This window comes from Erwinia sp. AC075 (assembly GCF_979253995.1).
Genome location: NZ_CEEDEU010000001.1, coordinates 1,928,684 through 1,954,842, shown reverse-complemented (window position 1 = coordinate 1,954,842; position 26,159 = coordinate 1,928,684). Strand labels below are relative to the sequence as shown.

30 protein-coding genes and 3 tRNA genes are annotated in these 26,159 nt (G+C 53.8%); 24 read left to right on the top strand and 9 right to left on the bottom strand.

Annotation, left to right across the window (positions count from 1 at the left end):
* The first annotated feature begins 7 nt into the window (after positions 1-7).
* A complete protein-coding gene (rutR, locus tag AC0IXH_RS09185) occupies positions 8-673 on the top strand; it encodes an HTH-type transcriptional regulator RutR (protein WP_013201591.1) in 666 nt (221 codons plus the stop codon).
* 35 nt (positions 674-708) lie between these two features.
* Here rutR and cycA read toward each other — a convergent pair whose 3' ends face one another.
* Complete coding sequence (gene cycA / locus AC0IXH_RS09180; RefSeq protein WP_013201592.1) at positions 709-2,103, bottom strand: D-serine/D-alanine/glycine transporter; 1,395 nt, start codon at positions 2,101-2,103, stop codon at positions 709-711.
* A 206-nt stretch (positions 2,104-2,309) separates the two neighbouring features.
* Between cycA and AC0IXH_RS09175 the strand changes: the two genes are divergently transcribed.
* On the top strand, positions 2,310-3,008 hold the full coding sequence (locus AC0IXH_RS09175) for an extensin-like domain-containing protein (protein WP_013201593.1): 699 nt from the start codon (positions 2,310-2,312) through the stop codon (positions 3,006-3,008).
* Here AC0IXH_RS09175 and AC0IXH_RS09170 read toward each other — a convergent pair.
* Entirely contained in the window at positions 3,005-3,670 is a 666-nt protein-coding gene (locus AC0IXH_RS09170) for a DUF4396 domain-containing protein (protein ID WP_013201594.1), read from the bottom strand. The two genes, AC0IXH_RS09175 and AC0IXH_RS09170, sit on opposite strands and share 4 nt — an antisense overlap.
* A 696-nt stretch (positions 3,671-4,366) precedes the next feature.
* On the opposite strand from AC0IXH_RS09170, the gene sdiA reads away from it, so the two are divergent.
* Both sdiA and AC0IXH_RS09160 read left to right on the top strand, forming a co-directional pair.
* The gene (gene sdiA / locus AC0IXH_RS09165; protein ID WP_013201595.1) at positions 4,367-5,089 is read left to right on the top strand and encodes a transcriptional regulator SdiA; all 723 of its coding nucleotides are present in this window, start codon (positions 4,367-4,369) and stop codon (positions 5,087-5,089) included.
* A 128-nt stretch (positions 5,090-5,217) separates the two neighbouring features.
* Positions 5,218-5,844, top strand: coding sequence for an acyl-homoserine-lactone synthase (locus AC0IXH_RS09160; protein WP_013201596.1), 627 nt, complete (start codon positions 5,218-5,220; stop codon positions 5,842-5,844).
* On the opposite strand, the gene AC0IXH_RS09155 is transcribed toward AC0IXH_RS09160, so the two are convergent.
* Entirely contained in the window at positions 5,841-6,179 is a 339-nt protein-coding gene (locus AC0IXH_RS09155) for a GlpM family protein (protein WP_013201597.1), read from the bottom strand. The genes AC0IXH_RS09160 and AC0IXH_RS09155 overlap by 4 nt on opposite strands.
* Before the next feature lie 81 nt (positions 6,180-6,260).
* Positions 6,261-6,485, bottom strand: coding sequence for a DUF2594 family protein (locus AC0IXH_RS09150; protein ID WP_013201598.1), 225 nt, complete (start codon positions 6,483-6,485; stop codon positions 6,261-6,263).
* A gap of 240 nt (positions 6,486-6,725) precedes the next feature.
* Between AC0IXH_RS09150 and uvrY the strand changes: the two genes are divergently transcribed.
* The 7 genes from uvrY to AC0IXH_RS09115 all read left to right on the top strand — a co-directional run bounded on the left by uvrY (position 6,726) and on the right by AC0IXH_RS09115 (position 11,039).
* On the top strand, positions 6,726-7,385 hold the full coding sequence (gene uvrY / locus AC0IXH_RS09145) for a UvrY/SirA/GacA family response regulator transcription factor (protein ID WP_013201599.1): 660 nt from the start codon (positions 6,726-6,728) through the stop codon (positions 7,383-7,385).
* Entirely contained in the window at positions 7,378-9,210 is a 1,833-nt protein-coding gene (uvrC, locus tag AC0IXH_RS09140; RefSeq protein ID WP_013201600.1) for an excinuclease ABC subunit UvrC, read from the top strand. Before uvrY ends, uvrC begins: the two co-directional genes overlap by 8 nt.
* 71 nt (positions 9,211-9,281) lie before the next feature.
* Positions 9,282-9,830, top strand: coding sequence for a CDP-diacylglycerol--glycerol-3-phosphate 3-phosphatidyltransferase (pgsA, locus tag AC0IXH_RS09135; protein WP_013201601.1), 549 nt, complete (start codon positions 9,282-9,284; stop codon positions 9,828-9,830).
* A gap of 156 nt (positions 9,831-9,986) precedes the next feature.
* Positions 9,987-10,062 (top strand) — tRNA-Gly (locus AC0IXH_RS09130).
* A 41-nt stretch (positions 10,063-10,103) separates the two neighbouring features.
* Positions 10,104-10,177 (top strand) — tRNA-Cys (locus tag AC0IXH_RS09125).
* A 12-nt stretch (positions 10,178-10,189) separates the two neighbouring features.
* Positions 10,190-10,275, top strand: a tRNA-Leu gene (locus tag AC0IXH_RS09120).
* A gap of 278 nt (positions 10,276-10,553) precedes the next feature.
* Positions 10,554-11,039 carry an Hcp family type VI secretion system effector gene (locus tag AC0IXH_RS09115; RefSeq protein ID WP_346594915.1) on the top strand — a complete coding sequence of 162 codons (486 nt, stop codon included), beginning with the start codon at positions 10,554-10,556 and terminating at the stop codon, positions 11,037-11,039.
* A 19-nt stretch (positions 11,040-11,058) separates the two neighbouring features.
* On the opposite strand, the gene AC0IXH_RS09110 is transcribed toward AC0IXH_RS09115, so the two are convergent.
* The 5 genes from AC0IXH_RS09110 to AC0IXH_RS09090 form a co-directional block, all read right to left on the bottom strand.
* Complete coding sequence (locus AC0IXH_RS09110; RefSeq protein ID WP_105759289.1) at positions 11,059-11,385, bottom strand: DUF1493 family protein; 327 nt, start codon at positions 11,383-11,385, stop codon at positions 11,059-11,061.
* Complete coding sequence (locus AC0IXH_RS09105; protein ID WP_013201603.1) at positions 11,379-11,828, bottom strand: STM2901 family protein; 450 nt, start codon at positions 11,826-11,828, stop codon at positions 11,379-11,381. Before AC0IXH_RS09105 ends, AC0IXH_RS09110 begins: the two co-directional genes overlap by 7 nt.
* A 628-nt stretch (positions 11,829-12,456) precedes the next feature.
* Complete coding sequence (locus AC0IXH_RS09100) at positions 12,457-12,669, bottom strand: DUF2116 family Zn-ribbon domain-containing protein (protein ID WP_013201604.1); 213 nt, start codon at positions 12,667-12,669, stop codon at positions 12,457-12,459.
* A 444-nt stretch (positions 12,670-13,113) separates the two neighbouring features.
* The gene (locus AC0IXH_RS09095) at positions 13,114-13,521 is read right to left on the bottom strand and encodes a DUF2000 domain-containing protein (RefSeq protein ID WP_013201605.1); all 408 of its coding nucleotides are present in this window, start codon (positions 13,519-13,521) and stop codon (positions 13,114-13,116) included.
* 88 nt (positions 13,522-13,609) lie between these two features.
* Positions 13,610-14,440: an AraC family transcriptional regulator gene (locus AC0IXH_RS09090; protein WP_013201606.1), complete on the bottom strand. Its 831-nt coding sequence runs from the start codon at positions 14,438-14,440 to the stop codon at positions 13,610-13,612.
* A 222-nt stretch (positions 14,441-14,662) separates the two neighbouring features.
* Here AC0IXH_RS09090 and AC0IXH_RS09085 point away from each other — a divergent pair, with 222 nt between their 5' ends.
* The 13 genes from AC0IXH_RS09085 to AC0IXH_RS09025 all read left to right on the top strand — a co-directional run bounded on the left by AC0IXH_RS09085 (position 14,663) and on the right by AC0IXH_RS09025 (position 26,158).
* A complete protein-coding gene (locus tag AC0IXH_RS09085; protein ID WP_013201607.1) occupies positions 14,663-15,094 on the top strand; it encodes a MarR family winged helix-turn-helix transcriptional regulator in 432 nt (143 codons plus the stop codon).
* 1 nt (position 15,095) lies between these two features.
* Positions 15,096-16,793: an MFS transporter gene (locus AC0IXH_RS09080; protein WP_346566084.1), complete on the top strand. Its 1,698-nt coding sequence runs from the start codon at positions 15,096-15,098 to the stop codon at positions 16,791-16,793.
* The gene (locus tag AC0IXH_RS09075) at positions 16,793-17,887 is read left to right on the top strand and encodes an HlyD family secretion protein (protein ID WP_206402986.1); all 1,095 of its coding nucleotides are present in this window, start codon (positions 16,793-16,795) and stop codon (positions 17,885-17,887) included. Before AC0IXH_RS09080 ends, AC0IXH_RS09075 begins: the two co-directional genes overlap by 1 nt.
* A complete protein-coding gene (locus AC0IXH_RS09070; RefSeq protein WP_013201610.1) occupies positions 17,887-19,260 on the top strand; it encodes an efflux transporter outer membrane subunit in 1,374 nt (457 codons plus the stop codon). The genes AC0IXH_RS09075 and AC0IXH_RS09070 overlap by 1 nt, the downstream gene beginning before the upstream one ends.
* 291 nt (positions 19,261-19,551) lie before the next feature.
* On the top strand, positions 19,552-19,938 hold the full coding sequence (locus AC0IXH_RS09065; protein WP_013201611.1) for a hypothetical protein: 387 nt from the start codon (positions 19,552-19,554) through the stop codon (positions 19,936-19,938).
* Positions 19,939-20,149: 211 nt separating this feature from the next.
* On the top strand, positions 20,150-20,878 hold the full coding sequence (locus tag AC0IXH_RS09060) for a beta-ketoacyl synthase chain length factor (RefSeq protein ID WP_013201612.1): 729 nt from the start codon (positions 20,150-20,152) through the stop codon (positions 20,876-20,878).
* Entirely contained in the window at positions 20,871-21,671 is an 801-nt protein-coding gene (locus AC0IXH_RS09055) for a lysophospholipid acyltransferase family protein (protein ID WP_013201613.1), read from the top strand. The genes AC0IXH_RS09060 and AC0IXH_RS09055 overlap by 8 nt, the downstream gene beginning before the upstream one ends.
* Positions 21,672-21,687: 16 nt before the next feature.
* Positions 21,688-21,954 carry a phosphopantetheine-binding protein gene (locus tag AC0IXH_RS09050; protein ID WP_013201614.1) on the top strand — a complete coding sequence of 89 codons (267 nt, stop codon included), beginning with the start codon at positions 21,688-21,690 and terminating at the stop codon, positions 21,952-21,954.
* 22 nt (positions 21,955-21,976) lie between these two features.
* Positions 21,977-22,225 (top strand): acyl carrier protein, encoded by a 249-nt coding sequence (locus tag AC0IXH_RS09045; protein WP_013201615.1) that lies wholly within the window; start codon positions 21,977-21,979, stop codon positions 22,223-22,225.
* Between the two features lie 10 nt (positions 22,226-22,235).
* Entirely contained in the window at positions 22,236-22,796 is a 561-nt protein-coding gene (locus tag AC0IXH_RS09040; RefSeq protein ID WP_013201616.1) for a COG4648 family protein, read from the top strand.
* Positions 22,793-24,136, top strand: a complete 1,344-nt coding sequence (locus AC0IXH_RS09035) for an AMP-binding protein (protein WP_013201617.1) — start codon at positions 22,793-22,795, stop codon at positions 24,134-24,136. Before AC0IXH_RS09040 ends, AC0IXH_RS09035 begins: the two co-directional genes overlap by 4 nt.
* Complete coding sequence (locus AC0IXH_RS09030; protein WP_041691962.1) at positions 24,123-24,470, top strand: 3-hydroxyacyl-ACP dehydratase FabZ family protein; 348 nt, start codon at positions 24,123-24,125, stop codon at positions 24,468-24,470. Before AC0IXH_RS09035 ends, AC0IXH_RS09030 begins: the two co-directional genes overlap by 14 nt.
* Positions 24,464-26,158 (top strand): glycosyltransferase family 2 protein, encoded by a 1,695-nt coding sequence (locus AC0IXH_RS09025; protein WP_471720349.1) that lies wholly within the window; start codon positions 24,464-24,466, stop codon positions 26,156-26,158. The genes AC0IXH_RS09030 and AC0IXH_RS09025 overlap by 7 nt, the downstream gene beginning before the upstream one ends.
* Position 26,159 lies beyond the last annotated feature (1 nt).

The window sequence follows — 26,159 nt, the reverse complement described above, 5'->3', positions numbered from 1 at the left end:
ACCCCACATGGAGTATGAGGTCTCAGTGAATTCTACAGATAAGACATCGGTGAAGGCGCCCACGCGTCGCTCACGTGCGGTAGCAGCGAAACGCACGGCGATCCTCACTGCGGCACTGGCGCTGTTTTCACAATTTGGCGTGCATGGCACCAGCCTGGATAAAGTGGCCGAAGGGGCTGACGTTTCTAAAACCAACCTGCTGTACTACTTCCCGTCAAAAGAAGCCCTCTATATTGCGGTGCTGAAGGACATTCTTGATGTCTGGCTGGCGCCACTGCGTGCGTTGCGGGAAGACCAGCAACCCTTAGTGGCGATCAAGGACTACATCCGGCTTAAGCTTGAGGTGTCGCGCGATCATCCGCAGGCATCACGCCTGTTCTGCATGGAAATGCTTCAGGGCGCACCGTTGCTGAAAGGGGAGCTGGAAGGCGATCTGAAAGGGCTGGTGGATGAGAAATCGGCGGTGATTGAAGGCTGGATAAATCAGGGAAAACTGGCGGCTGTTGAACCGCATCATCTGATCTTTATGCTGTGGGCCACGACCCAACACTACGCCGATTTTTCAACTCAGATCGAAGCGGTGACCGGGCAGACGTTAAATGATGAAGGCTTTTTCAATCAGACGGTAGAAAACGTGCAGCGGATGGTGATCGAAGGGATTCGGGTTCGCTAAAAAATGGTGGGCCTGAGCGGCCCACCAGCATCACATTACGCCTGTTTTCTCTGACGTAACCACCAGCCAATTCCCAGTAGAATAAACCAGATTGGCGTCACCATCAGCGCCTGACGGGTATCCTCCTGCAGCGTCAGCAGCACCAGCACAAACGCGAAGAACGCGATGCACACCCAGCACATAAACTTACCCATCGGCATTTTATAGCTGGACTCCGCATGCAGTTCAGGGCGCTTTTTGCGGTAGGCCAGGTATGAACAGAGAATAATCGTCCAGACAAACATAAACAGGATCGCTGACACGGTGGTGACCAGCGTGAACACCTGCATCACGTTCGGGATCAGGTAAATCAAGGCAACGCCGCCCAGCAGACACAGGCACGAGAAGAACAGGCCGGTGGTCGGCACCGCCCGGCGGGAAAGCATGCCAAAGCGACGGTGTGCCACACCCTGTTGCGCCAGGCCATACAGCATACGGCTGGTGGAGAAGATGCCGCTGTTAGCGGACGACGCCGCCGAGGTCAGCACCACAAAGTTAACGATGCTGGCCGCAGCGGGTAAGCCAATCAGCATAAACATCTCAACGAACGGGCTGCGGTCAGCAACCACGCTGTTCCATGGCGTCACCGCCATGATCACCAGTAGCGCCAGCACGTAAAACATAATGATGCGCAGCGGAATGGCGTTTATTGCCCGCGGCAGAACCTTCTTCGGATCGTGGGTTTCAGCCGCCGCCGTTCCGACCAGCTCGATACCCACAAAGGCGAAGACGGCGATCTGGAAGCCCGCAAAGAAGCCGCTTAAGCCTTTCGGGAACATGCCGCCATGATCCCAGATATTGCTGATGGCTGCTTTGCCGCCGCCCGGTGAAGGGTAATGCATTGCCACCAGCACAATCCCGGTGGCAATCAGCGCAACGATGGCAACAATCTTGATGATGGCAAACCAAAACTCCATCTCGCCGAACAGTTTCACCGTCGCGATATTCAGCGACAGGAACACCGCGATACAAAGCAGGGCGCTCATCCATATAGAGAAATCGGGGAACCAGAGCTGGAAGTAGGAGCTGATGGCCACCACGTCGGCGATGCCGGTCACCACCCAACAGAACCAGTAGGTCCAGCCGGTGAAATAGCCGGCCCAGGGACCGAGCAGATCGGCGGCGAAATCACTGAACGACTTATACTCAAGGTTTGACAGCAGCAGCTCGCCCATGGCGCGCATGACGAAAAACAGCATAAAGCCGATGATCATATACACAAAAATGATCGACGGACCGGCCAGACTGATGGTTTTACCGGAGCCCATAAACAGGCCGGTGCCGATGGCACCACCGATAGCGATGAGTTGGATATGACGATTGTGCAGGGTGCGCCGGAGCTCGCCCGGGGCTTCTTCATCGAGAAGCGTCTCTTTTGGTTGGTCAACCATAACGTTTTCCTGTCCTTTACGTGATGTTATGTAAGCTCTGAAGGCTTTTACGGCGCAAAGCTTAACGTAAAAGCCCCGGAATGGCAGGTAAAGTTCGGTATAACCCGACCGATTGCACAAAAACGCCGCTACACTGTTTAATTCTGATTTCCGGCTGATCAAAGCCTGACGGATCTGGAGCTTAGGGCAGGGGGAAAACCGATAAAATGAAAGGATTGTTGATTGTTGGCGGCATTTTACTGCTCCTGGTGGCGATTACGCCCTGGTTTGCCAAAAATCTGCCTTCAGCCTGGAATCCCTTCACGCCGCTGCAAGTGACGGACTCACCCACATTTATCACCCGCTATAAGCTGCAACGCCTCGCGGGCGATCCGCAGGCGTGCCTCGCCGTGTTAGAACAGGCCCAACAACAGGGCTATCTCAGCTTCAGTCAACCCGCGCCCACTTCGGGCAGCTGTCCGTTACCTGCGCCGATCAGAGTGCAACGTTTTGGCGACGTACGCCTGAGCGCCAGTTTTCTGGCCAGTTGTTCTTTGGCGGTCAGCAGCACGATGTTTGTCACGCAGACCGTCAAACCGCTCGCTGCGGCAGAGTTGGGGTCGCCACTGGTGCGTATCGACCATCTTGGCAGCTATGCCTGTCGGAATATCTATCATCGGGCAGAGGGAAGGTTAAGCGAGCATGCCACGGCCGATGCCCTTGATATGTCTGGCTTCAGGCTGGCGAACGGTCAGCAGATTGGCGTCTTAAAAACATGGCCCCGCCAGGGAAATGACGCGCAGTGGTTGCACCAGATTTTTCAACAGAGCTGCCGATATTATGGCAATTCGATTGGTCCTGACTACAACGCGGCGCACGCAAATCATTTCCACCTTGGGATGCGCGGAAGGGGTTTTTGTCGCTAGATAACGGGCTTAATCCCACGTTGTAGCAGGAACTTATTCGCCGGCCATGCAAAGACAAAACCGATCATTAAGGCAATTTGCAGCATAAACCAGAAGCTCAGCAGGCGCGGTTCAATCTGGCCATGCAAAATAAAGCGAAACGCCAGTTCAAGGCAGAGAAACATCCCCGCCTGATAAACCATCAGCGAAAACACATCAGTTTTAATTGCCCGCCATAGCGCGCGAAATAGAGAGAAGCCTTCTATTTGTCTCAGGGCGAAAAATTGCAGCGCGACCCCAAAAATCAGCGACAGGATCAGCGACAGAATAGCGTGGGCGATCAACAAAGAGTGAAAAGGGATGTAGTTCAGCATTGAAATTATCGGAATCGCAACGATATCACCTAATACACAGCCGGCGGCACAGTGGCTGGTAGTGGAAAAAATTTGCTTTAACTCGGGTTGCTGCTTGCCTCGGGAGATGCGGAGTAAGGAGACCGAACGACTTTTCCGCGCAAAAAACCACCAGGCCAGCCAGCCAAAAAACGGCATATAAAGTCCGGTGATCGGCCACACCAGATTCATAATCCGCACCGGGTGCGGACGGCGTAGGATGTCTTTGATAATCATCAGGGAAGTACAAATGCCTAACAGGATAAACACCATCGCCAGTCTGTCTAACATCACTATTTCCTTACCGGTATAATGCGTCGAGGGAGGTTGGTTCTATTACATCCATTCAGCCAGTTAGATTATGGCTCTGCACCTGGCAAAAGCCAACGAGAGGTAAAGACTCATTTTAACGCAGTCAATCCCGCCGACAGACGGGTAAAACAGATTACGCTGATAAACCCTTTGGCGCATTAAGGTTATCATTCGTTTACTACAGCAATCTTTAACATTAAGCGGAAAGGCAAATATTCACCCTAAAAAATATAAATTTGTTTTATTTCATTGTGTTATTTGTTTTTACTATGGGTGGTAAAGGGCGGTTTAGGTGATTTAAATCGTCTAATCAGTAAAATGTTAGCAGGAATTATTAATCTTAGCAGGGTCAAAATTATTGAATATTTCCAGGAAAAATCCTATTCTAATTAGGTTAATGAGTTCGCGGGATGAGGCCTGTTTTTCGCGCTGCATAGGGAAAGTAAAGGCTCTTTTCCCGTTCTTTATAAATTTAATTGACTGGACTTTTAATGAATGCGGGTTTAACGCATCATTCGTCGGATGCAACAATCCGTAATTGCGGTTATTATCACCTAAAGGGAAAATTAATTTTATACATTAATTTTTTTTCTCGATTTAATTCATTTTTTTCCCACATCACTAAAAATTATAAGCAAAATTTGGGGCGATTTTCTCACCCTTGATGAGGAATAAATGACATCTGAGAATTATTTCAGTTGGCGTGAAAAAATACAGCTTGCATTCCTGAATGTCTCCGACATTTCAGAGATCACTGCGCTCATTGAGCAGCAGACGCTGGCGTTGGGATTTGACTTTTATGCGCTGTATATTCGCCATCCAGTGCCCTTTACCCGGCCTAAAATCTTTATTTACTCCAGCTATCCTAAAAAGTGGGTCAGCGCCTACCAGAAAGGGAATTTTGCCGCCATAGACCCGGTGATCGAAAATTGCCAGGTCCCGGGAAAAATAGTGTTATGGGATGAACCTCTCAGTCGTCGTGGGCAGAAAGTGTTTGATGCGGCGAAAGAGTATGGCATTCACAGTGGATTTTCCGCCTGCGCAATGGCTAAAAATAGATCCATTGGTATATTATCAATGGCATCGGGTAAGACTTTTGAAAAGATTATGTTAACGCCTGAAAAGCAACTTAAGCTTCAGTATTTATCGGTACTGATAATGGAGGCGTTACAACAGGTAAAAGATATTTCCATGTCTGTGATGAACATGGAATTAAGCCAGCGTGAGCTGGAAATCCTTAAATGGACGGCCGAGGGTAAAACTTCAGCAGAAATATCTCTGATCCTGTCCATTTCGGAGAATACGGTCAATTTCCATCAGAAAAAAATGCAAAAGAGGTTCAATGCACCCAACAAAACACAGGTGGCCTCTTACGCAGCCGCAATCGGTCTACTTTGAGGGAGATGCAACTACCAGATTTGGTAGTTTCGCAATATTAATCGGTTGTCTACCCTGCGCGCAGGGTAACAACCCTGATCTAGCCGTGAGGAGCGGCGTTCACGAGGGAATGCGATAGGGGATCAATGATGAAAATTATCCAAACGAAGCTCAGGGATATGCCGTCCTCTTTGCTGGCAGAACTGGGAAGTTACCGTTACAACGTCTTTGCCCGCGGGGAAGGGTGGTCAATTCCTTCCCGCCTGAGTACCCCGGGCCAGGAGTACGATCGTTTCGATCGCTCTGACGTGGTCTGGCTGATTGCCTGGAAGGCTCAACATGGCATCTGCGGCTGTGCCAGGTTGATGCAGTGGCAGGATCCGGAAGCCGGCTCGGCTGCCGATATTAACGAGAAAAAAAGCCAGGCGCCGGTGCCGGTCTGGGAAATGTCGCGTTTCTCGGCCAAGCTGGATATTGATGCCGAGCTGCCGTTAAGCATCTTATGGCACAGCGTGCAACTAGCCGAGCAGTCGGGAATTGAGTATCTCTACAGCGCCGCTACGCCGATGCTTGAGCAGATGTTCGAGCAGCACCGGGTGGTTTATGAGCCGCTGAATGCTGGCGTGATCCAGTCGGAGGATAACCTGTTCGCGGTCAGGATCCCGGTGAATCAACCCGAGCTGGCGGAAAAGTTCCACGGTGCGCGTCGTTTCAGTCCGGAAGAAGTGTTACCCACGCTGGGTGTTTCCGTCAGCTGGAGTGCCAGAGGCCGCTAAGCGTGCCACTTGCTCCACAGCGTTATCAGCAGCCAGGCGGCCAGGCACCAACAGGCGACTGCGCTGCCGAGGGCATAGGGCAACCGCATCATGCTGACGAAATACCAGAGTGACAGTAGATAGATAAAATAGGGAATGATCGCCCACATACCAAAAATGATTGTGGTACGCAGCGCTTCAATGCCACGGTCGCTGGCCACAATATAGTGGGCTATCAGCGCAAAGGTGGGAAACAGAGGCAGAAGGCCGGCGATGTAATAGTTGCGGGTCTTCGATAACATGCCGATCAGCACAACGACCAGTGCACCGAGTACCGCTTTGATAAGTAAGCCCATTGTTCCATTCAGCTTGAGGGAAAATGTAACCATGTTACAACGCTGAAGGAAAAGCAATGGGCTAAGGCGTGGCAGAGAGAATTATTGGCGATAAGCCTGTTTGATCTGCTTGATGGTGCTGCTGAAGACGTCAGCCTGCTGCTGATCGGTCAGTTGATCAATGTACTTTTCCATATTAATGATGACTTTGCCGGCATCGGCCTGACCCATTCCCTTTAACATAAAGGTAACGAGGGCTTTCATGCAGGCCATTTCCTCTGACAGGGTTTTGGTTTCTTCACTGGTTGAAAAGTCAGTATTACTCATGATTTCTCCTTGTTGTCATCATCAATTCAACGCGGTATACGCACGGCGTTGAAAATGTAAATCAATAACAAGTATATCACATAACCCTGTGAGAGAAGCCACAGCGACAGTGGCTTACCTGAAATGCTTTCACCTGACAAAGTCCATTATTTCAGTTCTAACACCCGCTAAAAAGAGGTAAGATCCGGCCTCTTAACGCATCCTGAACCACGCTGGTAGTGCCCACTTGGAGAGACCTTTTTGATTAGCGTTTTTCTTGTTGATGACCATGAACTGGTCCGCGCGGGTATCCGTCGGATACTTGAAGATATAAAAGGTTTCCAGGTTACCGGAGAGGCAAGCTGCGGCGAAGATGCAGTGAAGTGGTGCCGTGCCAATAGCGTCAACGTTGTGCTGATGGACATGAACATGCCGGGCATTGGTGGGCTGGAGGCGACGCGCAAAATCGTGCGCTACAGCCCGGACATCAAAGTCATTATGCTGACCATCCACACGGAGAATCCGCTGCCCGCCAAAGTGATGCAGGCCGGTGCGTCGGGCTACCTCAGCAAAGGGGCAGCGCCGCAGGAAGTGGTTAATGCCATCCGTCAGGTCAACGCCGGACAGCGTTATATCGCGTCGGATATTGCTCAGCAGATGGCGCTCAGCCAGATTGAACCGCAAACATCCGATTCACCGTTCGACAGTTTGTCGGAACGCGAATTGCAGATTATGCTGATGATCACCAAGGGCCAGAAAGTTGCCGATATTTCCGAGCAGCTGAATCTGAGCCCTAAAACCGTTAACAGCTATCGTTACCGCATGTTCAGCAAGCTCAACATAAGCGGTGACGTTGAGTTAACGCACCTGGCCATTCGACATGGCCTGTTCAATGCGGAGTCGTTAATCAGTAGTGAATGAACAGTTTGATGCTAAATCCTTCCTGAAATCGGTTACCAGCCAGCCAGGCGTTTATCGCATGTATGATGCGGGTGGCACGGTTATCTATGTCGGCAAAGCCAAAGATCTGAAAAAACGGCTCACCAGTTACTTCCGCGGCAATTTAGCCAGCCGTAAGACGGAAGCGCTGGTTGAGGCCATTCGCCAGATAGATGTAACGGTCACCCATACCGAAACTGAAGCGCTGTTGCTGGAACACAACTACATCAAACTCTATCAGCCACGCTATAACGTGCTGTTGCGTGATGATAAATCCTATCCGTACATTTTTCTCAGTGCCGATGCGCATCCGCGCCTGGCAAGCCATCGCGGGGCGAAACACGCCAAGGGCGAGTACTTCGGTCCGTTCCCTAACGGCTATGCCGTGCGGGAAACCTTGTCGTTGCTGCAGAAGATTTTCCCGGTTCGCCAGTGTGAAAACAGCGTCTACCGCAATCGCTCACGTCCGTGCCTGCAATACCAGATTGGTCGTTGCCTGGGACCCTGCGTTACCGGGCTGGTCAGTGAAGAGGAATACGCGCAGCAGATTGAGTATGTGCGGCTGTTTCTCTCCGGCAAGGACGATCAGGTGCTCAATCAGCTGGTTGCCCGCATGGAAAGCGCCAGCATCAGTCTGAAATTTGAGGAAGCGGCCCGTTTGCGCGATCAAATTCAGGCGGTACGTCGGGTGACTGAACGCCAGTTTGTTTCCAATAATGGTGACGATCTGGATGTGATTGGCGTGGCGTTTGATAACGGCATGGCCTGTCTGCACGTGCTGTTTATCCGTCAGGGAAAAGTGCTGGGAAGCCGCAGCTACTTCCCGAAAGTGCCGAACGGCACCGAGCTGGCGGAAGTGGTGCAGACCTTTGTCGGGCAGTTCTACCTGCAGGGCAGTCAGGCGCGCACCTTGCCAACCGATATCCTGCTGGACTTTACCTTGCCGGAAAAAGATCTGCTGTCCGACTCGCTGACGGGGCTGGCTGGCCGCAAGGTTTCGATTCAAAGCAAGCCACGCGGTGACCGTGCACGCTATCTTAAGCTGGCGCGAACCAATGCCAGTACCGCGCTGGTCAGTAAGCTTTCCCAGCAGTCGACCATTCATCAACGCCTGAAGGCGCTGGCTGAGATCCTCGATCTGCCTGAGATCACGCGCATGGAGTGTTTTGATATCAGTCACACCATGGGTGAGCAGACCGTGGCGTCCTGCGTGGTGTTTGACCGCAATGGCCCGCTGCGGGCGGAGTATCGCCGCTATAACATTACCGGCATCACGCCGGGGGATGATTACGCTGCGATGAACCAGGTTTTACGCCGTCGTTATGGTAAAGATCTGGAAGAGAGCAAGATCCCGGATGTGATCCTGATTGACGGTGGTAAAGGCCAGTTAGGGCAGGCAAAGAATGTCTTCGCTGAACTGGATGTCGCCTGGGATAAAGATCGGCCTATTTTGTTGGGTATTGCCAAAGGCACCGATCGTAAAGCCGGACTGGAGACGCTGTTCTTTGAACCGGAAGGTGAGGGCTTTAACCTGCCACCGGACTCTCCGGCGTTGCATGTTCTACAGCATATTCGTGATGACTCTCACAATCATGCAATTACGGGCCACCGTAATAAGCGGGCGAAGGTGAAGAACACCAGTGCGCTGGAAACAATTGACGGAATTGGGCCTAAACGGCGTCAGATGCTGCTGAAATACATGGGCGGCCTGCAACCGTTGATGAATGCTTCGGTGGATGAAATAGCGAAAGTGCCTGGGATTTCACAGCTACTGGCGGAGAAAATCTTTTATTCGCTGAAACACTAAGCATTGCAACCCCTGGAGCAATGTAGGAACATAGGGACAAATTCTACTCTGCCCAAACAGTTAGCGTACCTATGCATTTTAACATTCCGACCTTACTCACCCTGTTTCGTGTCGTTTTGATCCCATTCTTTGTACTGGCTTTTTACCTGCCATTTGAATGGGCTCCTCTTGTATGTGCGTTGATCTTCATTTTTGCGGCGATCACCGACTGGTTCGACGGCTATCTTGCCCGTCGCTGGAAGCAAACCACCCGATTTGGTGCGTTTCTCGACCCGGTGGCGGACAAAGTGATGGTCGCCATGGCGCTGGTGCTGGTGGCTGAGTACTTCCACTCCTGGTGGATCACCTTGCCGGCGGCCACGATGATTGCCCGTGAGATTATTATCTCGGCGCTGCGCGAATGGATGGCGGAAATTGGCAAACGCAGCAGCGTGGCCGTTTCGTGGATCGGTAAAGTCAAAACCACCGCGCAGATGCTGTCGCTGTTTGCCTTGTTATGGCGTCCGGACAGTACCGTAGTGGGAATTGGCGTGGTGGCGTTGTACATTGCTGCCGTACTGACTTTCTGGTCAATGTTCCAGTATCTCAACGCGTCACGCGGGGATTTGTTTGAACAGTGATCGATGCGATTCAAAAAGCAGCAAACGGACGGAAAGTGAGGATAATTGTGTTGACTCATTTCTCCAGGTCAGTAGAATGCAACGCATCGAAAGGCAGCTGGTCTGTCAGAAGATAAAGTAAATCAGCAAGTTCTGCGATTATCGCAGCTGTTGAATGCGGGAATAGCTCAGTTGGTAGAGCACGACCTTGCCAAGGTCGGGGTCGCGAGTTCGAGTCTCGTTTCCCGCTCCAAATTTTAATCATCAGAAAGTCTGGTGATACAGCAAGATTAAGGCGCGTTGGCAGAGTGGCCATGCAGCGGATTGCAAATCCGTTAACCTCGGTTCGACTCCGGGACGCGCCTCCACTTTACACCCATGCCCGGGTGGTGAAATCGGTAGACACAAGGGATTTAAAATCCCTCGGCTTATGGCTGTGCGGGTTCAAGTCCCGCCCCGGGCACCATATTTAGTACCGATTAAAATCGAATAAAATCAAAGCAATAAGCAGTGATGTCGTAACCGCCCAAGGGCGGTTTTTTTGTGCCTGAATTTCCTTTCATCTTACTTTCGCCATATGCTTTCGCCATTCATTATCCTCAAACTGGAACATCTCCAAGCTACGCCCATTTCTCTTAAGTCTATTGAACGTTAGTGTCTTTGACTGTGGTCAGGATTGTGTCGAAAGAATGCTGCTAAAAGGATTATGCATGCAATGATGAAACAGACTAAAAGGAGTTTTAAATGGCTATCCCCGCATATTTGTGGCTCAAAGATGATGGCGGTGCATCCATAAAAGGATCTGTTGATGTCAGGGATCGTGAGGGAAGTATCGAGGTACGTGGTTTTACCCATAACCTCAGCATTCCAACTGATGATAATACAGGAAAGTTAACCGGCACTCGTAAACATGCAGCAATGCTGATTGAGAAGGAATTTGATTCTTCCAGTCCCTATCTGTATAAGGCTGTGGCATCAGGACAGACGTTGAAAACGGCTGAGTTGAAATGGTACAAAATCAATGATGCTGGGCAGGAAGCGGAGTATTTTAATATGCTTATTGAAGGTGTGAAAATTGTATCAGTAACACCGGTAATGCAGGATATAACCAGTTTCATTGGTACTGGGCACCTTGAGTCTGTCCAGTTACGTTATGAGAAAATTACCTGGAAGTACTGCGACGGCAACATTCAGTTCACTGATGCATGGAATGAGCGAAGTGGCGCTTGAATGAAAGGGGCTTTGCCCCTTAACCGTAAAGCCATCGACCAGCTTTTGCTGATTCGGCGAACATCCTTACACTCAGTGGCTTACTTAGCTGGCTAATAGGTTTTTTGGTGAACCATTTTCTAAAAAACCACTCTGCACGCCAGGGATAATAATCATCAAGATTCAAATCAGCGGCGTCAATATTGAATCTCTCAAGTGCGTCATTGATAGCATAAATGACATCATCGGCATCGCAATAGGCTTGTAATACGTCGTCCATTTGCAAAGGTACAGGTCTGAACAGCAAAGTAGCCTGTTCTGGCAGTTTCTTTCTGAAAAAAGCCAGCACCTCCTCGTCAGTCACCATATTTTATCACTCCCCCTCGCTATCCTGTTGTAATGAGAAGTTGCCTTAAAGGTTATCGTAACGAAATCATTGGTCAGTAGCACCCAGCCCGCGACGGGAACCGTACGGCCGACAAATTTACCCAGGTTATTAACCATCATGGGCTTCATGTAAGTGATGCTTTTATTTGTGAAGGTTGGCAGACGGAAGGGAAGCTCAACGTCCAAATACCGCCGCGCATATATTGAGGCAATGGAAGTGCCAACGGTAGCAGTGCGCATTTTTTGCCGGGTGGTCTGAGTCGGTTGCCCTAACAAAATTAGTGCGACAGCGCCCAGATCATCGAAACCTCCCATTTGTTCTGCAATCTCATCCAGGAGTATCCAGAAAAAAAGTTCACTGGCTGAAATGTTAGCAATACCTTTATAAAAATATGTCCCGTTTAACTCTTCGACTGAATCCATAGCTTGTTCCTTAAGCTTTATGAGTGATGGGCTAACTGGCCTGCGCAGGGATCAGGGATGTAAACTGGCAGATGGCGTCAGTGACCCGGGGATACTTTGTCGTTTTGAGGAAAGGGTGTAAAGAGTAAAAGGCCAAATTTTGCCGGGCAAAGGTTGCACCGACAAAGCCTGACGATCGATTACAACGATCAATGCGGCTGTATTGATCAGCTAAAGCAATTGGACTCAAATTCTCCAAGGCATAAAGTAATGTCAGGTAATCAATGGACCTAAAACGGGACAGGGAATGTGGGCTAAAAAGCATTGCAAGGGGTGCGGGAAACGGCGGGGATGGATCGAACGACTGGCGGGGCTTGATGACGAACTCTGTGATAACTGCTATTACCGTTTCTTTACTTCACTTCGTGAACGCCACGATGACGAGCAGGAAAGCACGCAGAAAAACAGCCCTGACGAGGATTGACGTCCCGCCACGAAGCCAGTTGAAATCAATTAAAAGTGAGCAGCCATAAAAAAAACCGGCCATAGAGACCGGTTTAAGCTGTGTGTTATCTTTGTTTTTATCCGTCAGCTTGCAGCATCCGGTGAGGTATTATCGGCAGCTGCCCGCAAATCATGAATGTCAGCGTCATTCGCCGTGGATACGTTGTTTCATCTCACGCTGGTGCTTGGAGTAGTCTTCGCCACAGTCAGCGGAGCAGAACGCGCTGTTGGGCACTACCGATTCATCTTCACACCAGATGCATTTGCCGTCAGGACTGGTGATCACCGGCTGCCGGGCTGACATGGCTGCCGTGATAAGGGCTTCCTCACGTTCTTGCGCTAAATCTACATCGTCCATTGCTTCTCCTCCTGTGAAACTTTACCGGTTTGGTTGAAGGGCCTGTACGCCGTCTTCAACCATGATGCGAAATCACATACTTTAATAAAACTTCTCAACACTATTAAAGTCAGGGCGACTATTATAGCCAAAGCGCATTCCCCTGCAAATTTTTCGCATCTGCAGACTTTCCTGAGTCTGCGGTAGGAAGATTGCCTGTGGGCGTGGGTGTGACAGCTAATGTGCTGATATTCAACCTGTATTTATGACATTGCCAAACGAATTACGGGAGGATAAATAAGCCTTTGCGGAGGTGTGTTGTCGTCATAAATAAAAATCCGCAGCGCGCGATGATAATAATTATATATTACGCATAAAGCATTAAATGCAGGCCCTGATAATCATTATTATCAGGGCGGGATAAGCGCTCGACGGCAAAAAATGAAATCAGCAAGTCACAAGGGTTTAACCAAATAGCTTTAGCTTTCCGGTGAGTTTACGCAGCGCTTTTTTCTCGCCAACGATGCCCAGGCCTAAATGCTGAAGTTGGTCAGTCGGGATCTGTCTGACGGCTGCTGAAAATGCGGCGTAGTCGACGGTCATCTGTCCTTCAACCGGGAACAAAATGGTATCGAAACCCTGTTCGGCACACTGACCGACCAATGATGCCAGCTGTTCATCACTGGCCGACAGCACCGGAATACCCACCGGGATCAGTCCTGGCCAGGCTTTTTCATCGCCATCAACCAGCTCTGTCCCGACAAATTGGGGATGGCGCTGCCCGAGAGTAAGGGAAATCACCGCCGCCGCATTAGCGGCTTTGCCGGCGGGCAGGTCGGCATTCAGGATAACTACACAGCGTAAATCGTTCATTGGGCTCTTCTTTAGGCAGGTAAAAACAGCAGGGTAGGGGATTGCTCAAGCGCCGTCTGGAAGATTTGTGCAGAGAGGCAAGTTGAATTTAAAGCGGCGTACAGCCTTGCTGATAGCGAGCCGGAGTTAACTGATAGGCGCGACGGAACCAGCGACCGAGATGGCTTTGGTCTGCAAAGCCCAGCTGGGCAGCCACGTTCGCCGGTGAAACGCCCTCAGCCAGTAACCGGCGTGCATGGGTGAGGCGCAGCTGGATCAGCCAGGCATGGGGCGGCAGGCCAAACTGGGCCTGAAACTCACGAGACAGACGAAAGCGATCGACTTCTAATGCCTGCGCCATATCACTCAGACCAATATTGTCGTGCAGATGATCGCTCAACCAGTCTCTGGCCTTCAGCGCCAGCGACGTTTCAACCTTCGGGGTAACCATCGACTGTCGCCAGTGCTGATGCTGGGTCAGTGCGGCAAACAGCTGCTGCATTGCCGCCTCCTTCACAATCTTTAACTCGCGGTCATACAGGCACTGAAAGGCATGGAACGTTGCGTGGGCCAGTCGGCGATCGCCGGAAAGCGTGCGGGCAAAATTCAGTTCAAAGCTGTCCGGAACATTGCCAAACACGGCTGCCAGCTGCTGGCGCATAAAGTCGGCATCGATATACAGCATCCGGTAGGTAAAGCCGATGTCATCAATGGCATCACCATCGTGCAGCTCACCCGGCTCAAGCAGAAAAACCGTACCGGGCCGACTCTGATGTTTCTTTCGGCGGGAGTGAAACTGTTGCACTCCCTGTTCGGTCACGCCAACCAGGTAGGTATCGTGCCAGTGCGGATCATAGGCATGACCAGTGAAATGGGCACGGATCGCTTCCACCGGCATCTCATTATCTCTGGAAAGCTGCACCCAACCTGGCGTATTCATCACTCTGGCTCCCGTGGCGTTGTCCTGAGCAGGGTAAATTCTGCAGTAAACCCTGGCAACCGTTTGTTGATGACCTCATAGCGAAAACGCGGGTCTAAAAACGTAACTATTTCTCCATTTATTTACGTTTTTGTCACACCTTTCGCTTTCTAACGACTATGATCCTTGCATATAATTACCGCCATTATTTAGTTAGACCTCTAATTATCAGGCCTCTATATTTTGAACGCTCAGGAAGTCAACTTTTCCCGCTTACTCCATTTGACGGCCCATGCCTGGCGTCAGGCGATCGATCGCCGAATGAAAGACAACGGACTGAGCATGAGCAGCTGGATGGCGGTGGCCACCATTGCCATTCAGGAAACGCCAATCACCCAGAAAGAGCTGGCTCAGGCGCTGGGGCTGGAAGATGCCAGCGTGGTTCCCCTGATCGATCGCCTGGTTAAGCAACAGCTGGTCCAACGCTTTCAGCCGGAAGAGGATCGGCGCAAGCGTCTGCTGCACGTCACGCCGCAAGGTAACGCGCTGTATCAAAAGCTGAAGGTCGAAGCGGATAGCCTGCGCAATGAACTGCTGGCCGACATCAACAGCGATGAACTGGCCATTACCCAACGCGTGCTACAGCGTCTGCTGAAAGCCACCGAGGCGAAATAACATGCGCGGTACCCGACCCGATCCTTTCGCGCCGCGCGAGTGGGCACCAGGCGAAAAACCGATGCTGCCGGGATCGCCTTCCACACCGCTGCATCCCACCCATAAACGCATCGCCTTTGGCATCATCGGCCTGTTAATTTCTATTACAGGCGCGCTAAGTAATGCGCTGGTGACGGCGAATCTTACTAATCTGCAGGGCGTGTTCGGTGCCTACAGCAACGAAATTGCCTGGCTGCCCGCGGTGTATGTGATGGGGAACATCTCCATCAACTTGTTGTTGGTCAAATTCCGCCAGCAATTTGGCCTCCGCGCCTTCACCGAAGCCTTCCTGGTACTGTATGTGCTGGTGTCGTTTTTCCATCTGCTGGTCAATGACCTCAGCTCGGCCATTATTGTTCGCACCGCCCACGGCATGGTCGGCGCGGCGCTCAGCTCGCTGGGCATTTATTACCAGGTGCAGGCCTGGCCGGCGAAACACCGCCTGAAAGCCCTGACTATTGGCTTAGGCGCATCGCAACTGGCGATCCCGCTGGCACGTCTGTTCTCGACAGAGCTTTTGCAGCTGGATGAGTGGCGCGGTCTGTATCTGTTTGAGCTGGGCCTGGCGATGATTTGCCTGGGCGCGGTGCTGGTCTTAAAACTGCCACCCGGCGATCGCATCAAGGTCTTTGAGAAAAAAGACTTCCTGACCTTTATGCTGATGGCGCCCGGCATGGCGCTGTTCTGCGGCGTGCTGTCGCTGGGCCGCATTGAATGGTGGACCAGCACGCCGTGGCTGGGCATCTGCCTGGCACTGGGGCTGGTGCTGGTGATTGCCGCCGTGGTGCTTGAACATAACCGCAGTAACCCGCTGATCAATACCCGATGGCTGCGAACCGGGGCGATTTTCCGGCTGGGCATCGTGATGATCATGCTGCGCGTCACGCTGGCGGAGCAGAATACTGGCGCAATTGGCTATCTGCAGCAGGTCGGCCTGCTGAACGATCAGATGCAGCACCTTGCGATGGCGATCCTGGCGGGCGTGGTGACGGGGATTGTGGTCAGCGCCCTGACCATCAACGTTAAGCACCTGAGCTGGCCGATTGTCATGTCGCTGCTGTTGATCATCGTGGCCTCATTGATGGATTCACAGTCCAGCCCGCTGACGCGTGCAAACAACATGTATTTCAGCCAGTTCCTGCTGGGCTTTAGCAGCACCTTCTTTATTGCCCCGGCGCTGTTGCTGAATATTGGCAGCGTGGTGACGCAACCCAAAAACCTGGTCAGTCTGGTGGTGCTGTTTGGCATGAGCCAGAACATTGGCGGCCTGATGGGCTCGGCCCTGTTGGGAACGTTCCAGACCTGGCGGGAAAAATATCACTCCAGCCTGCTGGCCGATCAGCTGTCGTATCTCAATCCGAATGTCACCGACAGGCTGACCCAGTACACCAATCTGTTTAACAGCTTTATTGGCGACAACGCGTTGCGCAGTGCGGAGGGCGCGGTGCAGCTGCAAACCGTCGCCACGCTGCAGGCCAATGTGCTGGCTTATAACGATACCTATCTGCTGACGGCGGGCATGGCGTTTATCACCCTGATCTGGGTGCTGTGGCGTTTGTCACGGCTGCGCTATCTCAACTGGCAGCAGTCAAAACGTGAAGCAGCAGCCGAACTGCGCGCAATGCAACAATCCACATCTTCGATTAGCACGGGGCAATAATGAGTCAGCAGGAACAGAGCCAAATCTCTGAGCGTGAAAGAACCAACAGACTGCGTATTATCTCGATCGCCCTTGGCGCAGGCATTGCCTTAGTCGGCGTACTGGTGATCCTTTATGCCTGGCAACTTCCCCCGTTTACCAGCCAGATCCAGTCGACCGAAAACGCCTATGTCCGGGGTCAGGTCACCTTTATCAGCCCGCAGGTGAACGGTTACCTGACGTCGGTTGACGTGCTGGATTATCAGCCCGTCCGACAGGGCGATCTGCTGATGACCATTGATGACCGCATCTATAACCAGAAGGTGCACCAGGCGGAAGCGCAGGTGGCGATGAAAAAAGCGGCGCTGGCCAACAATATTCAGCAGCGCCGCAGCGCCCAGGCGGTGATCGAACGGAATCAGGCCGCGCTGCAAAATGCCAAAGCGCAGGCGGTCAAAAGCGGACTGGATTTGAAGCGCGTCGAAAATCTGGTTTCTGACGGCTCGTTATCGATCCGTGAGGGCGATGCCTCCCGCGCCAGCAACAGCCAGACCATGGCCGATGTACAGCAGGCGAAAGCGACGCTGGACGTTTCGCGTCAGGATCTGCAAACGGTGATCGTCAATCGTGCTTCGCTAGAAGCCGATGTCGCCAGTGCGGAGGCGGCGCTCGAGCTGGCGCAGATCGATCTGGCTAACACCAAAATCATCGCCCCACGCGACGGCCAGCTGGGACAGATTTCTGTGCGCCAGGGCGCATATGTCACGGCGGGCACGCGGCTGACCTCGGTAGTGCCAAAACAGCTGTGGGTGGTCGCCAATATGAAAGAAACCCAGATGGCGCGCATCAGGCCAGGCCTGCCGGTGAACTTTACGGTCGATGCGCTGAACGAAGAGCGCTTTGAGGGTGAGGTTGAATATATCTCGCCTGCCGCCGGGTCTGAATTCAGCGCCATCTCGCCGGATAACGCCACCGGGAACTTTGTAAAGATTGCTCAGCGTATTCCGGTGCGCATCAAAATCACCAGCGATAATGCTGCACACCTGCGTCCGGGCATGTCCGTCGAAGTGAATATTGATACGTCAGGCGAGCATGACGCGCAGGAGGCGAAGTAATGCGCTGGTCAACCTCACTGCTGGCGGCATTGTTGACCGCGCTGTTGGCAGGCTGTGCAACGGAAGTCGACAAAGCGCCGGGATCGCTGCCGATCCCTCAGCAATGGCGAAATCAGGTCGGGCCATCCTCTGCGGTGGAAGCCAACTGGTGGCGCGCCTTTGGTGATGCGGATCTGAACCGTCTGGTTGAGCAGGCGTTGCGCAATAACCTCGATATTCTTACTGCCCGTTCGCGGGTCGATCAGTATCGCGCGGAATTGCGTGGGGCGCAGGGGGACAACTTTCCCACCTTAGATGCCGGCGTTGCGGCCTCCCATGCGCGGGCGCTCTCATCGGTGACCGGCCAACCTTACGAATACGCGGTGTTCCAGGGGCTGCTGCAGGCGAATTATGAGGTGGATTTGTGGGGCGCGCGGAGCAGCAGTATTGATGCCGCAAAAGCCACGCTGGCCGCCCAACAGGCTGCCGCCTCTGCCGCTGAGTTAACCGTCGCCAGTTCGGTGGCTTCCGGTTACATGACGCTGGTCTCGCTGGATGAACAGCTGCAGGTTACGCAGGCGACGCTTGCCTCGCGGGAAGATTCCTCCAAACTGGCCCAGCGCCAGTATGAAACCGGCTATACCTCGAAACTCGAGTGGGTGCAGGCAGAATCCGAACTGCAAACGGCGAAAGCCCAGGTCCCGGTGTTGCAGCATCAGATCGCACAGCAAGAAAACGCGTTAAGCATTCTGGTGGGGATGAACCCAAGAGCGATTGCGCGACAAGGTCATCACGTTGCGCCGCAAACGCTGCCATCAGTGTTGCCTTCCGAACTGCTGCAGCGCCGGCCGGACATTGTTCAGGCTGAACGTCTGCTGCTGGCGGCCGACAGCTCGCTGGGATCCTCCCGGGCCAAATTACTGCCGTCGCTGAATCTGACCGCCACCGGCACAATGCAAAGTTCCGTGCTGCATCAGCTGATCGACGATCCTTTCCGCCTGTGGAGCATTGGTGGCAGCGTGCTTGCGCCGTTGCTGAACCGGGAAGCGTTAACCGCTCAGGTGGATGTATCGATGGCCTCACGGAATCAGGCGCTGTACAGCTATGAAAAGGTGGTCCGCAACGCCTTCAGTGAAGTGAATAACGATCTGGATGCGATAGATCGCTATAAGCAGCAGCTGGCAGAGCTGCAACAGCAGCAACAGGTCGTCAGCGAAGCACTGCGTATTTCCCGTAATCGCTATCAGAATGGTTATGCGTCGTATCTTGATGAGCTGGATGCGCAGCGCACCCTGTTCACCACTCAGCTGAACGTGGTACAGGTGAAAAACAATTTACTGCTGGCACAGATTGATCTCTACCGCGCGTTAGGTGGCGGCTGGAATCCGCAATAACCATTTCGCAGGCGGACAGGGACAGCGTCCGCTGATTTTCCTCTTTAAATACTGCCTTTCCGATCTGTGGTGGCGAAAAATCCACCCAGAATCCTCCGTAACAGTTATTCATGCTGATTAAAGTAGGCCTGTACTATTTGTGGACTTTTGCGCTTCGCATTCTTTAGCAACGGGTGCTATTATGCGCGCCATTATATTAAATAAACGCCACTAATGGCCGTTAATTGATTTTGGTGTTGCGACGTTTTTAACAACACACTGCCTATTTTTAAACAAATTTTAGGGTTATCTATGTATAAGAATCGTGTTATTCCTGCGCTGGCTATCGTATTTGCGCTGGCGGGTTGTGCCCGCACCGAACCTGTTCATAACATCAATGAAACTGTTTCCTTACAGTACAGCAATGAACAGCTGAAAGACGCCATCATTCAGGCCGGCCTGTCCCGTCAATGGGTGATGACGCCAGCCGCACCGGGGGTTATCAACGGCCATCTGTCACAGCGTGGACACACGGCGGATATTCGGGTGACCTATTCTTCCGGCAGCTACAGCATCAATTATGTCAGCAGCAGTAATTTGAAAGCGAGACGCGGTCAAATCCACAAAAATTATAATCACTGGATCAGCAACCTCGACCAGGATATTAAGCTGCGCCTCGCGTCTCAGGCTGCTAAATAAGCAAACGATCTGTTTATCCTCAAAAAATGCATCAGTAGTGTTAAAGAATAAGGATTGTCTGCCGACAATCCTTTCAGACAGCCCGTTGGGATAAACCAGAGACTCCCCGCAATTGCGGGTAAATCCGAGTGCTTTTCGGACCAGGCTGGCGCTATGCTTAGCGGAATGTTCTGCCCTGCAGTTAGCGGAACGCCTTGAGAAGATTGGACGTATGAAATTAGCTTTTACACCCCTCGACTGGCAGGCCAGCGCACCGGGACTGAACGAGCAGGCCGACTGGCAACAGTGGGCCTGCCAGACTCCCGAGATTGATGCCTCCCGGCCGATGGCCAAAACACGCTTTCTGCCGATGATGACGGCCCGACGACTGATGGGCGGAAGCCGCGCAGCCGTAGAAAGTGGTCTGGCCCTGATGGCGCGCCAGCGGGTCGATGCCATTGTGTTTACCAGCCGCCACGGCGAACTGGAGCGAAATCTGCGGATCCTTACCTCTCTGGCGAAGGAAGAAAGCCTTTCACCCACTGATTTCGCTATGTCGGTACACAATGCCGCCGTCGGCAGCCTGACGATTGCCGCCGCCGCGCCGCTGGTCAGTACCTCACTGGCCGCGGGCGTGGACTCTTTTCAGCAGGGGCTGGTCGAAGTCAGCGCGCTGCATTCCGCCGGTTACCAGCAGGTATTGCTGGTGGATTTTGACGGCGCGATCCCCGAATTTTATCACCCTCATGTCGCTGAGGGCGCGATGCACAGTCCTTATGCCGTCGCCTTATTACTGGCGGCGGGTGACGCCTGTTGCTGCCAGTCCAGCCCGGCCGACAATCAGGAAGCGGGCGGTTTGCCGCAAAGCCTGCTGTTTATCCATGCCTGGCTGGCCCGAACCTGTGCTTTTACTCTGAAAGGCGATCGGCTCAACTGGGCCTGGGAGTGTCGCTATGACTGACTCAACCTTTAGCCGCCGGTCAGGTACGTCGACCTTTAACCGCGCCTGGCGCATTGCGATGACGGGGATCTGTTTCACCCTGTTTGGCCTCGGTGGTCTGATGCTGTCGCTGGTGTGGTTCAATTTGCTGCTGCTGGTGCAGCGCAACCCTGAACGCCGACGCCAGTGGGCCCGCCGCAGTATTTCCTGCAGCTTTCGCTTCTTTATGCGCACCATGACCTTTCTGGGCGTGCTGGATTACCGCATTGAAGGGGCTGAAATCCTGCGCAGCGATCGCCGCTGCCTGGTGGTGGCTAACCATCCCTCGTTAATCGACTACGTGATGCTGGCATCGGTGATGCCGGACGTGGATTGCCTGGTGAAGGCCGATTTGCAGCGCAACGTTTTTCTGCGTGGCGTGGTGCGCTCAGCTAACTACCTGGTTAACAGCCAGGCCGAAACCCTGCTGCCCGATTGTCAGCAGCGTCTGGCGAAGGGCGAAGCAATCATGATCTTCCCGGAGGGAACCCGCACACGTTATGGTGAGCCGCTGAAACTCCAGCGCGGTGCGGCAAATATTGCCGTGCGCTGCCAGTGCGATTTGCGTATTGTGCACATCCGATGCAGCCAGCGAATGCTGGACAAACAGAGCCGCTGGTACGAGGTCCCGCCGGAAAAGCCGCTGTTCACCGTCACGGTGGGGCAGCGCATCGACAGTCAGCAATTTATGGCAGGGGATGAAGATGCACAGGCGCTGGCCGCCCGCCATCTGACCCACTATTTGCAACAGGCATTAACCCCAGAACATCAATAATTATTCGGAAACAGGTATGGAAGAGCTAGCGCTTGAAATAAAACAGATGATCATCGACACCCTCAATCTGGAAGAGATTGCCGCGGAAGAGATCGACAGCGAAGCCCCGTTATTCGGCGACGGACTGGGGCTGGACTCAATCGATGCGCTGGAACTTGGCCTGGCGGTGAAAAATCGCTACGGCGTGGTGCTCTCCGCCGAGAGCGAGGAGATGCGTCAGCATTTTTATTCCGTCTTCACGCTGGCGGCCTTTATCCTCAGCCAGCGCAAGCTGGGTGCCTGATCCTTAACATCGCGAGTTATTTATGGATAAGAATGAAATTTATCAGGAAGTTACCGGGCTGCTGGTAAAACTTTTTGAATTAGATGCGGATGACATTAAGCCTGAGTCGCGGCTGTATGAAGACCTGGAACTGGACAGCATTGATGCGGTGGACATGGTCGTGCATTTGCAGAAACGCATCGGGCGCAAAATCAAGCCTGAGATGTTTAAAGCCGTGCGCACGGTGCAGGATGTGGTCGACGCGGTTGACCAACTGATCCGCGAAGGGTAATCCGGCTTACATGCAGCGGCTGTTGCAGGCTGTCAGCGCGGTGATGATGATTGCCTGGCCGTTTCTGGTCTGGCTCTCTCTGACGCATCCGGCCTGGCGCTGGCTGTTGCCTTTGGCCGCGGTCCTGTTTTTACTGCGCTGGCTGGCATTACGCGGGCAACATGGCGCGCTTTCGCTGGTGGGGAAATGGCTGGCGCTGGCCGGGGCAGGGTTGAGCCTCAGCAGCCTGTTCCTTCGCGATCATCATCTGTTGTTGTGGTATCCGGTGATGGTCAATGGGCTGATGCTGCTGCTGTTTGGCAGTTCGTTATTCAGCCGGATGCCGCTGGTTGAACGGCTGGCGCGGCTGCGTGAACCCGATCTGCCGCCGCGCGCGATCCGATGGACCCGGCGCGTGACGCAAATCTGGTGTCTGTTCTTCATTTTTAATGGCAGCGTCGCGCTGGTGACCTGCCTGATTAACAATCTTCTTTGGTGGACGTGGTGGAACGGGCTGGTCAGTTATCTGTTGATGGGACTGTTGATGGCGAGCGAATGGCTGCTGCGTCAGCGAATGAGAAAGCAGGCATGAGCCAGGCGCTGCCTGTCGCACAATGGCTGACGTACTCCGCTGAAGGGCCAATCGCCCGCCGGGGATCTCAACTGTTCACGCGCCAGCACTGGCAGCGTGAGGTGCTGATCCTGGGCCACGCGTTGCTGGCCCGGCCGCAACAGAAGTGGGCGCTGTGCTTTGAGGACAGCTACCTGTTCAGCATCGCGCTGCTGGCCGCGCTGCATGCCGGCAAAGTCCCGGTGGTCCCCGGTCATTGCCGCGAATCTTTGTTGCAGGAACAGAGCAGCGAGTTTGACGCGGTGTTAACCGACATGCCGCTGGCGCTCAGCTGCCCGGTGGTCAACCTGACTGAATCTGCGGCCGGTAATGAGCCTCTGCCCGCGTTGCCGCCGATTGACCCGCAAGCCTGTATCGTCTTATTCACCTCCGGGTCGACCGGAACGCCGCGACAAATCGTTAAACCCGTGAGCTGCCTGGATGAAGAAGCCCGCTGGCTGGCGGATCGCTGGGGCGAGCGTCTTGAGGGATGCACCGTGATCGCCACGGTCAGCCATCAACATCTGTATGGTCTGACGTTCCGACTCATTTTGCCGTTAGCGCTCGGTCTGGTATTTGACTGCCGCCAGGTCTTTTACAGCGAGCAGCTGTCCGCGCAGGATCCGCACCTGAAATTCGCATTAATCAGCAGTCCGGCCTTTTTGCGCCGTCTGGATCGCACCCTTGCCGCACCGGATTGCCGACTGATCGTTTCGGCGGGCGGCGTACTGCCGTGGACCAGCGCGCAGGAGGTGAACAGCTGGCTTAAGCTGCCGGTGGATGAGATTTATGGCAGTACCGAAACCGGCGTGCTGGCGACCCGCAGCCGCGCAGCAGAAGACGAACTTTGGCAGCCGTTCAGCGGCGTGCAGTTCAGGCAGGATCATCAGCAGCGCTGGTGGGCCACGTCTCCGCTGATATCGGAGCCAGAAGGGCTGCAGCTGGACGATAAACTGCAGTTTACCGCCGTGGGCTTTCAGCTGTGTGGCCGCTACGATCGCATTGTGAAAATTGAAGACAAGCGCGTCTCGCTCAGTGAGATTGAACGACGATTGCTGGCGCTGCCGCAGGTGGTTGATGCCGTCGCACTTTCGGTCAGCCGCCCTGAGCGCAGTGGCATTGGCGTGGTACTGGTGCTGAATGCCGCCTACAGTGAGCAGCAGCTGATCCAGCTCAAGCGCGACTGGCGTCATGAGCTGCATCGCTGGCTGGAGCCCGTGGCCATGCCGCGTTACTGGCGGATCGTAGAGACGATCCCGCACAACAGTCAGAGCAAGCGTGCCTGGCCGCAAATACAGGAGTTATTTTATGCTGCCCGTTGAACTCTCCTGCCAGCAACAGGCTGATCAGGCGGAACTGGTATTGCTCGTTGATGCCGATCTGTTCTGGTTTCAGGGACATTTTCCCGCGCAACCGATCCTGCCCGGCGTTGCCCAGCTGGATTGGGTGATGCATTACGGCATCGCTTTGCTGGCGCCGGGCAAACAGTTCTCCGCCATCGAAAATATCAAATTTCAGCAGCCGATCCTGCCGGGGAAAACCCTCAGGCTGACGCTCAGCTGGCAGGAAGCGAAAAACTGGCTGCTTTTCGACTACCACATCCTCGACGGTGAACAGCCTTTGCGTGCCAGTAGCGGGAAAATCGCGCTGTGCTAACGGCAAACTTCTCGCCCTGCGTGGTGATCCCTTGCTACAACCACGGTGCGATGATGGCCTCGGTGCTGGCCAGGCTGGCGCCGTTTAATCTTGCGGTATTTATCGTTGATGACGGCAGTGATGAAGCGACACGCCTCCAGCTTGAGCCATTACGCAACGCGCAGGTGACGTTGATCCGTCTGGCTGAAAACCAGGGCAAGGGCGCGGCGGTGATGCGTGGGCTGCAGGTGGCTGCGGAGGCGGGATTCAGCCATGCGCTGCAGGTAGATGCCGATGGTCAGCACCAGATTGAAGACTGCCCGCAGATGCTGGCTGAAGCCCGGCAGCATCCGCAATGCCTGATTTCGGGCCAGCCGGTGTACGACGATTCAATACCAAAATCCCGCCTGTACGGCCGCTATATCACCCATTTCTGGGTCTGGGTCGAAACGTTGTCGTTCTCAATCAGGGACAGCATGTGCGGATTCCGCGTGTATCCGCTGGCCCCCACGCTGGCACTGGCCACCCGTCATCCCATCGGTCAGCGGATGGATTTCGATACCGAAATCATGGTGCGCCTGTACTGGGCCGGAACCCCAAGCCGCTTTATCGCCACCCGCGTGACCTATCCGCAGGACGGGGTGTCACACTTTGATGCCCTGCACGATAATGTGCGTATCTCGTGGATGCATACCCGGTTGTTCTTCGGCATGTTGCCGCGCATCCCGTCGCTGCTCAGGCGCCCGTGTGGCGAGCATTGGGCGCAGACGAAGGAGCGAAAAGGGCTGGCGGGCCTCAAGTTTATGCTGTGGATCTACCGCATTTTTGGTCGCGGCATCTTTACGCTGTTTCTCTGGCCGGTGATTGGCTTCTACTGGTTAAGCGGCGGCCCGCAGCGCGAGGCTTCACGCCAGTGGTTGCAGACGGTGAAAACGGTTGCGGCGCAAAAAAACCAGCCATTGCCCGCGCGCATGACCAGCTTTCATCATTTCCTGCGCTTCGGCGAGGCGATGCTGCAGAAGATCGCCAGCTGGCGCGGCGATCTGCGCTGGGGCAAAGAGATCGATTTTGCTGCGGGTGCAGAGCAGGCGCTGGCTGCGGGCCAGACTGGCGGCAGACTGATCCTCGCGTCGCATCTCGGTGATATCGAAGCCTGCCGCGCGCTGGCGCAACAGGTCAGCGGGCTGGTGATCAATGCGCTGGTGTTTACCGATAACGCCGAGCGTTTCCGTCAGGTAATGGATGAGATTGCGCCAGAAGCCAGCAAGCATGTGATCCCGGTCAGCAACATTGGCCCTGAGACCGCTATCCTGCTACAGCAGAAGCTGGACGCGGGCGAATGGGTGGCTATCGTTGGCGACCGCACGGCGGTGAACCGTCAGCGCGGCGGCGTAAGACGGGTGATCTGGAGCAACTTCCTTGGCAAGCCGGCCCCGTTTCCGCAGGGGCCCTTTGTGCTGGCTGCCGCACTGCGTTGTCCGGTGCTGCTGATGTTTGCCCTGCGCGAGCAGGGGCAACTGAAGCTGCATTGTGAACCCTTTGCCGATCCGCTGCTGTTGCCCCGGGCCACCCGGCAACAGGCATTGCAGGACGCGGTCGATCGTTATGCCGCCAGGCTGGAGCATCATGCGCTGATCGCGCCGCTGGACTGGTTTAATTTTTTTGATTTCTGGCAGCTGCCGGATCAACCGCAAGATAAAGAGGAGTAAC